Raw genomic sequence first — 8773 nt, 5'->3', positions numbered from 1 at the left:
GCAACTGCCGACTCCGACCTCAATACTTTTGCCGATTGGCTGGAAGGTTACTACAGCAACCGCGCCCAAGCAATGGCAGAGCCCGTGTGGTTTGTGCCGGTGAGCCTTTGGTACGTGCGCGTTCCCCACCTCTTTTCAGAAGGAATCGGCTTTTTTACCGAGCAATTTAACGAGCACACACCGGGCCGATTTTACCGCAGCCGAGTGCTGCAGGTGTTGGCCGATCCCTTGCGGATTGAGAACTATAAGTTACGGGATCAAGTAGCTTGGGCAGGCGCCTCCCAGGAGCCGCAGCGCTTGGCGCAGCTTTCGTTGTCCGACCTGGAGCACTTGCCTGGCTGTCGTATTTTGGTGGAGAAACGCCCAGGCTGCTTTCACGGCGAGATGCTGCCCGGCGGCGGCTGCCGTCTCAACCCCGGCGACAGCACCTACATCCACATCGAATTTGATCTCACGGCTCAGGAATTCATCACCTGGGATCGCGGCTTTGACGCCACCACTGGCCAGCAGACTTGGGGATCCCGCGCCGGCCCCTACTGCTACCAGAAAGGGATCCCTCCTCGCCCTTGGGGAGAGGGCGAAAGCCGGATCAAAGGTTAGGGAAACAAAAAAGGAAACAGGTCGCGCAACCCTTTGCGCAGCTTGAGCAAAAAGATCAGCCGCTCCACCTCTGGAGAAATAGATCCGGTTTCGGGCCGGGCTGCCAGGGCTGCTTGGAGTTGCAGAGCTTCGCCAGCAGTGAGGGGCTGATTATCGACCGGCGAGCGAGCCTGCAAACCTGGCTCCGCCCGCAGCACCTCCTCAGGGATTTCAGAAGCCGGGGGCAAAGCCAAAGCCTGATTCGGTGGATACAGCAGGAACACCAGCAGACTGGCCCATCCACTACTCCTTTTGACCCAATGCTTTCGGTTCACCCCGCCTTATCCTAGCTACCCCAGGGATCCTCAGCCCATCTCCCGGCACCCCAGAACCAACACCGTATAAGCCAAGGAACGTCACACCTGCTGGCAGGAGCACTCGATCCAGGCCCGTCAAACGGCCAAGCAAAAGAGAGTCAGCCTTTGGATCCCTATCTTACTCAGGAGCTTGCCCAGGCCGTCTTTTTGCGACGAGCCAAAATCCCCCCTAGCTGGCCATTGCTTCCGAGCGCTCTTGGATCACCCGATCTACAATGCCGTAGGCCTGGGCTTCCGTAGCCGAGAGGTAGAAATCCCGCTCCACATCCCGCTCGATTTTCTCCAGCGGCTGGCCAGTCATTTGCGCCAAGAGCTCATTCATGCGCCGTTTGACCCGCAAAGTTTCGCGGGCGCGAATTTCGATATCGCTGGCCTGGCCTTGGATCGTGCCCAGAGAAGGCTGGTGCAGCATGATGCGGGAGTGAGGCAGGGCAAAGCGTTTTCCCTTGGTGCCGGCAGCCAGCAAAAAGGCCGCCATCGAGGCTGCTTGGCCCACGCAAACGGTAACAATGTCGGGCTTGACGTGGTTCATGGTGTCGTAGATGGCCATGCCCGCCGTTACAGAGCCGCCGGGAGAGTTGATGTACATCACAATATCCTTTTGGGGATCCTGGGAGTTGAGGTAGAGCATCACCCCCACGATAGTATTGGCCAAATTGTCATCGATGGGCTCGCCGATAAACAGGATCCGCTCTTGGTAGAGGCGGTCATCGAGACTGATCCACTGGCTGTAGGGCTCACCGGGCAGACGGTAGGGAACGCGAGGCACTCCAATTGGCATAGGTATCTCCTGACAAAGGATGCAGCACGGAACACTACACAGAACGACACGCTTGCAGGGTTTCTTCCACGCTCAAATCTAGCTGGGGCAAAACCGAGGCAACAATGCGTTCAGGGCTGGTTTTAACCTCGTCTTCGTATTCCCCACCAACCCAGCGAACACGGAAACGAACTGCTTGGCAGGATCCCCAATCCAGTATTCCGGGATCCCACCGGTAGCATAGTCTTTGCGTTTGTCTTGATAATCGCGTTTTTCATTCACCAGCAGCGGTGGGGGCATGCGCAGCCGAAATTCTGCAATCAGAAACAGCTCAACGGGGGTGTTAATGCGCTCCTCAGTTGGCACTTCCCGGATATACCCGTCTTCAAGTTCAAGCCGTCCTTCATAAGGCCAGTCCGTGAGGCGTAAGTACTCCTCCGCCGTTAAAGGCTGTACAGGGACTTGAACCATTGACGGATCCCGCTGTTTTAATTTTTGGCTGTTGCCAACTTCGGCAGGACTTTGGAGCTGGTCAGCACCTGATCGATAAGGCCGTAGGCCTTGGCCTCTTCCGGAGTCATGAAAAACAGCCGCTCTGTGTCCTTCTTGATGCGCTCCAGAGGCTGACCCGTGCTGCGGGATAGTTCCTCCAGCATCATGTTGCGCAAGGTCAAGATCTCGCGGGTGCGAATTTCAATATCGCTGGCCTGTCCGCGAGTGCCACCGTAGGGCTGATGCAGCACGATTGTGGCATTGGGCAAGCTGGCCCGGAACCCTTTGGCGCCCGCCGCCAACAGCATGGCCGCCATGCCAATGGCATTGCCAATGCAGATGGTATGCACCGGCGGCTTGATGTAGTTCATCGTATCCAGAATGGCAAACGCTGCCGTGTCGTAGTTGTAAGTGCCCGTCGAGTTAATGTACATCTTGATCGGCTTTTCCCGATCCTCGTACTGCAAATACAGCAGTTGTTCCACAATCAGCTTGGTGACGTTGGCATTCGACTCCTCTGCTAGGGGCAGGCCCAGGTAGACAATGCGCTCCTGCAGCAGCAGCGAGGCCAAATCGGGAGGCGGAGTCCGAACCGGAGCGCCGCCATAGTAGTAGGTCGATTGCACCATGCCAAAGTTCTCCTACGGCCAATCTCTTGACTCTAAAGACAACTGCCTAGAACAGCAACACAGACGAAGGATAAGAGCAAGGGATCCGAGAACAGCAGCGGATCCCTTGTCTTCCTAGGAACCAGAACCGGAGGGGGAGACTCAGATGTCCCGCGGCAGCTTTACTCCGCTCCCTGCGGCAAGAGAACCCGCTCCGGCTCTGTGACCAGCACCTTGGGCTTACGCTCCTCGTCCACATCGATGAGGACTTCCGAGCCCTCTTTGACATGGCCAGTCAGGATCTCTTCCGCCAAGATGTCTTCCAACAGGCGCTGAATAGCGCGGCGCAGCGGACGTGCCCCATAGCTGGGGTTGTAGCCCTCCTCCACCAGCAGATCCTTGAAGCGATCGCTGACCGTGAGGTAAATTTTCTTCTCCCTCATGCGGTCGAACACTTCCTTGAGCAGGATATCAGCGATCTGCTTCACTTCATCCCTGGTCAGTTGCCGGAAGACGATGATCTCGTCCACCCGGTTGAGGAACTCGGGGCGGAAGTACTGCTTCAGCTCCTCGTGCACCAGGTTGCGGATGCGGTTGTAGTTCGCATCTTCGTCGTTGGTGTTGAACTCGAAGCCGAGGCTGCCGCCGCCCTTCTCGATGACCTTCGAGCCGATGTTAGAGGTCATCACGATCAGGGTGTTTTTGAAGTCCACCGTGCGGCCCTTGGCGTCGGTCAGGCGGCCATCCTCTAGGATCTGCAACAGCAGGTTGAACACATCCGGGTGGGCTTTCTCGATCTCGTCGAAGAGCACCACCGTGTAGGGACGGCGCCGCACCGCTTCCGTGAGCTGGCCCCCCTCGTTGTAGCCGACATATCCGGGCGGGGATCCGATCAGCTTGCTGACCGTGTGCCGCTCCATGTACTCCGACATGTCGAGGCGAATCATGGCCGACTCGGAGCCGAAGAAGTAGGCCGCCAGGGCCTTGGTCAGCTCGGTTTTGCCTACCCCTGTTGGGCCGGAGAAGATGAAGCTGGCGATGGGGCGGTTGGGGTTTTTTAGCCCCACGCGAGCGCGACGAATGGCACGGGAAATGGCCCGCACCGCCTCATCTTGGCCGATGATGCGCTGGTGCAGGGTTTCCTCCATGTGCAGCAGCTTCTCTGACTCGCTCTCGGTCAGCTTGGCCACCGGCACCCCTGTCCAGGCGCTCACCACCTGGGCAATGTCCTCTTCGGTGACCTCCGGCATCTCTTCGCGGCTGCTTTCCTCAGCCTTCTTGGCAGCAGCAATGGCGCGGATCTGCTGCTTGATCTCCATCTCCCGATCCCGCAGCTCACCGGCCCTGTCGAAGTCTTGGGCCCGCACTGCGGCATCCTTCTCCTTGAGCACCCGCCGCAGCTCCTGATCCAGCTCCCGCGCCGCCGGCGGCAGTTGCGAGTTGATCAGGCGCACCCGTGAAGCCGCCTCGTCGATGAGGTCGATGGCCTTGTCCGGCAGGAAGCGGTCGGAGATGTACTGGTCGGCCAGCTTGGCCGCTGCCTCCAAAGCCGCGTCGGAGATCTTCAGCTTGTGGTGTTGCTCGTAGCGCTCCCGCAGGCCAAACAGGATCTCGATTGTCTCTGAAACGCTCGGCTCGCCCACCATGATGGGTTGGAAGCGACGCTCCAGAGCGGCATCTCGCTCGATGTGCTTGCGGTACTCATCCAGCGTGGTGGCGCCGATGCACTGCAGTTCGCCGCGGGCCAGGGCGGGCTTGAGGATGTTGGCAGCATCGATGGCCCCTTCGGCAGCCCCGGCTCCGATGAGGGTATGCACCTCGTCGATGACTAGGATGATGTTGCCGGCGTTGCGGATCTCATCCATGATTTTCTTGAGGCGCTCCTCAAACTCGCCGCGGTACTTGGTGCCGGCCACCAACAGGCCGATATCCAGGCTGACTACCCGCTTGTCGGCCAAGATGTCGGGCACATCCCCCTGCACAATGCGCTGGGCCAAACCTTCGGCAATGGCGGTCTTGCCGACGCCCGGCTCGCCGATGAGGACGGGGTTGTTCTTGGTGCGGCGGCCCAAGATCTGGATCACCCGCTCGATCTCCCGCGTCCGACCCACCACCGGATCCAGCTTGCCCTCTTGGGCCAATTGGGTGAGGTTGGAGCCGAATTCGTCCAGGGTTGGCGTTTTGGTGCGGCTGGAGGATCCACCCCCTGCCGTCACTTCGGCGGTCTCGCCCAACATGCGGATCACCTGGGTGCGCACCTTGGACAGATCCACCCCCAGGTTTTCCAGAACGCGAGCGGCTACCCCTTCCCCTTCGCGGATCAGGCCCAGGAGCAGGTGCTCAGTGCCGATGTAGTTGTGGCCGAGCTGGCGAGCTTCCTCCAAGGAGAGCTCCAGCACTCGCTTGGCGCGGGGAGTGAAAGGGATCTCGACAGCCACAAAGCCGGATCCCCGGCCAATAATTTTCTCGACTTCAATGCGGGCGTCCTTCAAGTTCACTCCCATGGACTTGAGAACTTTGGCGGCGACCCCAGTGCCCTCGCCGATTAACCCCAACAAGATTTGCTCAGTGCCAACGAAATTGTGACCTAACCGTCTGGCCTCCTCCTGGGCCAGCATGATCACCTTGATGGCTTTTTCTGTAAAGCGTTCAAACATGATCCTCGGGCTCCCTACGCCTGCATCAAGGCGGACTTGATAGGCCTAATCCTAACACAGGATTCAGGCCAACTAAGGTAGGGTAAATACCCCAGACGAAAAATCATCTGGGATCGTAACGCGCCTGGAGAGATTTGAACTCCCGACACCGTGGTCCGTAGCCACGTGCTCTAGTCCACTGAGCTACAGGCGCAAGCTATCTACCTACAGGAAAAGCAAAACAGCCACGGTTGAAGACCTGTCTCTCCTCTTCAGAGATGGACGCCTATCAGTGTGGCTTAGGTATTCTAGCACAAGAGCGTTTTTGGGAAAGTCCAAGGGGGGTGTAGATATCCGCCAAGGTTCAACAATGCCCTGGCCAGGAGCGCAGAACTTCTCCCCCCACCTCGAGGCCGGCTTGGGAGCTGCTGGCCGTGAGCACCTGGATCCAGACTTGGCCGTTGCGCCGCCACAGGCGGGCTTGTAGATGGCCGGCCAAGGTGTCGCGGCAGTTGCGCCGCATCCCTTGCGGGCCAGGGGTGAAGACGGTTTGCCCAGGCTGCCGTGTATGACCTTCTACTTGGATGCACCAGTGGGATCCCTCACCGCGCACCTGCCAGGATCCCCAGGGATCTACCTGCCAGCTTAGCCGCGCTTGGCCGGGCCGCCATTCCAAAAAAGGCTGGGATCCCCACCCATGCAAGCTGATTAAGGCGACTTCTTCGGGGCGGGTGAGCACCTGTCGCTCGGCTCCGGCGCAGGTGAGGCTGAGGCCGGGATGGTCGGGAAAAGCGTTGCACTGGATCCAAAACCAGCGACGAGGGAAGCTCTGCCCCCAGTTTTTTTCGGCGTAGGCGGGAGCCTGCTCGAATGCGTAGCGCCTGCCCCGCCACTCCACCCAGCCGCTGGCCAGGCCGTGGCTCATCAGGATCTGCCAGCCCGGCTCAAAGATGGGCAGATAAGACCAGGCTCCCATGGTGGCCCGCGGCGGGATCCCATAGGCGCAGCAGGGTTGGATGCGATAGAGCCAGCGAACCGGCTCGGCCCGGGTGGGATCTGGCAGGATCCCTTGGTTGAGGTGGGCGCTGTATTGGTAGCCGCTGGCGGTGCGCTGGAAAAAGGTGAGGGGCTCCTGCAGCCCTCGCCAGCTCTCGCCTGGCCCGCCGGAGTGCCCCAAGGCCAGATGCCGCCAACTGGCCCAGAAGCGCTGCGGGTTGGGGAAGGTGCGCCACTGCAGCTCCTCGTCCGGCCCCAACACCTGCGCCATGCCTCCTCGCCTGGGATCGATGGCGTACATGAAGGCAAAGCTGAGGGGCGGATCCCCGGGCAAGGTGACACGGCTGTACCAACCTTCAAAAAACGGCTCGGCACAACCGTCCCAGTGATAGCCGGCATGGGGCAGGGATCCCCCATCCGTTGAGCCGTTTTGCTTAAAGCCCTCTGCCACCGGAGAGCAACTCCTTCGAGAATTACTAGAAGATAGAGAGAAACCTATAGATATCAAAAGAATAATTGTATTGTCTCTATGCCTGTCTGCTTTTAGGATATCAACCAAGCTGAGATTTAAGGATTTCTTTACGAGGGGAATCCGTCGGTCTAGCGGCTTGAACTGGAAAGGTTTTGCTTGGCGCTCACATATTCTGTCAAAGATGAGGTGATCATGACATCACGTCGCAGCTTTTTGTTGTCCGCGGGTGCAGCCACAGTGGGTGGGCTTGTGAGTGGCAGCCTAGCACGGGCCAGTACGGGCTACTGGGTTGCTCAAGCCAGCGGCCCGGAAACCCCCAACCTCAGGCTGGGTTTTATTCCGATTGTGGAATCTGCCCCTCTGATCATCGCCAAGGAGAAGGGCTTTTTCGCCAAGCACGGCATGACCGGCGTAGAGGTGTTGAAGCAGGCCAGTTGGCCGGCAGCCCGCGACAACGTGGTGATCGGCTCGGCGGGTGGGGGCATTGACGGCGGCCAGTGGCAGATGCCGATGCCCCATATGATCCACATCGGCGCCATCACCAACAACCAGCCGGTACGCATGGCGGTTCTGTGCCAGTTGATCACCCAAGGCAACGGGATTGCCATTGCCGGAATGCATGCGGGCAAGGGCTTGGGGCTGGATGTTTCCGGAGCCGCAGACTACATCAAAAATTTCAGCGCCAGCAACGGACGCAAATTCAAGGCCGCCCATACCTTCCCCAACGTCAATCAAGATTTTTGGATCCGCTACTGGCTGGCTGCTGGGGGGATAGATCCGGATCAAGACATCGACCTGTTGGCGGTACCCTCTGCCGAGACGGTGCAGGGGATGCGCAATGGCACCATGGATGCTTTTAGCACCGGGGATCCCTGGCCCTACCGGATTGTGGCCGATAAAATCGGCTTCATGGCGGCTCTCACCCAGCAGATTTGGCCTTTTCACCCTGAAGAATACTTGGCCATTCGCGCCGACTGGGTGGAGAAAAACCCCAAGGCCACGCAGGCCACTTTGATGGCGGTCATGGAAGCGCAGCAATGGTGCGACGATCCGGCCAACCGTGAAGAGCTGGTGCGCATCCTTTCGGGGCGTGCTTATCTAAATGTGCCGGTCGAGGTTCTCACGCCTCCTTTTCAGGGCAAGTACGAATTGGGAGACGGCAAGCCGGCTGTTCAAGATTTCAGCGCCGGGCCCCTGTACTGGGAAGATGGGCGGGGCAGCGTCTCCTATCCCTACAAGAGCCATGACCTGTGGTTCTTGACGGAATCGCTGCGTTGGGGCTTCCACGCTCGCTTCCTCAAGGATCTGGATACTGCCCGCCGTCTGGTGGATGAGGTCAACCGCGAAGATCTCTGGCGCGAGGCCGCCCAGGCTTTGGGGGTGAAGAACATTCCCAGCAACACTTCGCGAGGAACGGAGCGTTTCTTCGATGGGGTGGTGTTTGACCCTCAAGATCCCCAGGCCTACTTGAACAGCCTGAAAATCAAGAGGGCCTAGTCTCGGCTCAGGTCAACATAGACGTGCTTCTTGTGTAGTAGAGATCCAGACCATTGGCGGGATTCCATTGAGTTAAAAAAAGCTGGGCCGAGCTGCCCGCTCCCATCGAGTTAAACTGTTAGCCTTGCGCCTTTTGAAGGATTCTGATGAAGATTTCTGAACGCTATGGCGAGGATCGGCTATGTTAGCTCTACTTCACGTTCCGCGGGAATACTCCAGGGATCCCTGCTTCGAGAGACCGGCTCAGTCCCACTGGGACAAGCTCATCCTCTCGATAGCGATGGGGGCGCTGATTTTACTGATTGTTGTGAGAGTTTTGTCGAGCTTGCAGTCCTTGTGTTTGCCCGTCCAAGGAA

8 protein-coding genes and 1 tRNA gene are annotated in these 8773 nt (G+C 58.8%); 2 read left to right on the top strand and 7 right to left on the bottom strand.

What is annotated here, in order from left to right; translation table 11 throughout:
- Nucleotides 1-600 (top strand): chromophore lyase CpcT/CpeT (locus NW863_RS02155; protein WP_414364117.1); only part of this gene is annotated, 600 nt, incomplete at its 5' end.
- Here the strand turns inward: NW863_RS02155 and NW863_RS02150 are convergent.
- From NW863_RS02150 to NW863_RS02120, 7 genes are all read right to left on the bottom strand, one after another.
- Entirely contained in the window at nt 597-827 is a 231-nt protein-coding gene (locus NW863_RS02150; protein ID WP_414364116.1) for a hypothetical protein, read from the bottom strand. The genes NW863_RS02155 and NW863_RS02150 overlap by 4 nt on opposite strands.
- A gap of 298 nt (nt 828-1125) precedes the next feature.
- Nucleotides 1126-1737: an ATP-dependent Clp protease proteolytic subunit gene (locus tag NW863_RS02145; protein ID WP_414364115.1), complete on the bottom strand. Its 612-nt coding sequence runs from the start codon at nt 1735-1737 to the stop codon at nt 1126-1128.
- Nucleotides 1738-1815: 78 nt separating this feature from the next.
- On the bottom strand, nt 1816-2187 hold the full coding sequence (locus NW863_RS02140) for a Uma2 family endonuclease (protein WP_414364114.1): 372 nt from the start codon (nt 2185-2187) through the stop codon (nt 1816-1818).
- 17 nt (nt 2188-2204) lie between these two features.
- Nucleotides 2205-2837: an ATP-dependent Clp protease proteolytic subunit gene (locus NW863_RS02135; protein WP_414364113.1), complete on the bottom strand. Its 633-nt coding sequence runs from the start codon at nt 2835-2837 to the stop codon at nt 2205-2207.
- A gap of 161 nt (nt 2838-2998) precedes the next feature.
- The gene (locus NW863_RS02130; protein WP_414364112.1) at nt 2999-5473 is read right to left on the bottom strand and encodes an ATP-dependent Clp protease ATP-binding subunit; all 2475 of its coding nucleotides are present in this window, start codon (nt 5471-5473) and stop codon (nt 2999-3001) included.
- Between the two features lie 119 nt (nt 5474-5592).
- Nucleotides 5593-5666 (bottom strand) — tRNA-Arg (locus tag NW863_RS02125).
- Between the two features lie 150 nt (nt 5667-5816).
- Entirely contained in the window at nt 5817-6899 is a 1083-nt protein-coding gene (locus tag NW863_RS02120; protein ID WP_414334598.1) for a tocopherol cyclase family protein, read from the bottom strand.
- 213 nt (nt 6900-7112) lie between these two features.
- On the opposite strand from NW863_RS02120, the gene NW863_RS02115 reads away from it, so the two are divergent.
- Nucleotides 7113-8417: a CmpA/NrtA family ABC transporter substrate-binding protein gene (locus tag NW863_RS02115; RefSeq protein WP_414334600.1), complete on the top strand. Its 1305-nt coding sequence runs from the start codon at nt 7113-7115 to the stop codon at nt 8415-8417.
- Nucleotides 8418-8773 lie beyond the last annotated feature (356 nt).

Source organism: Synechococcus sp. B60.1 (genome assembly GCF_047462555.1).
GTDB lineage: Bacteria > Cyanobacteriota > Cyanobacteriia > Thermostichales > Thermostichaceae > Thermostichus.
This window is presented reverse-complemented; position numbering and strand designations above follow the sequence as displayed.

Bases quoted from the DNA above. Each gene is read 5' to 3' on its own strand.
- NW863_RS02130 (WP_414364112.1), bottom strand. From the start codon at position 5,473: ATGTTTGAACGCTTTACAGAAAAAGCCATCAAGGTGATCATGCTGGCC.
- NW863_RS02115 (WP_414334600.1), top strand. From the start codon at position 7,113: ATGACATCACGTCGCAGCTTTTTGTTGTCCGCGGGTGCAGCCACAGTG.
- NW863_RS02140 (WP_414364114.1), bottom strand. From the start codon at position 2,187: ATGGTTCAAGTCCCTGTACAGCCTTTAACGGCGGAGGAGTACTTACGC.
- NW863_RS02135 (WP_414364113.1), bottom strand. From the start codon at position 2,837: ATGGTGCAATCGACCTACTACTATGGCGGCGCTCCGGTTCGGACTCCG.
- NW863_RS02145 (WP_414364115.1), bottom strand. From the start codon at position 1,737: ATGCCAATTGGAGTGCCTCGCGTTCCCTACCGTCTGCCCGGTGAGCCC.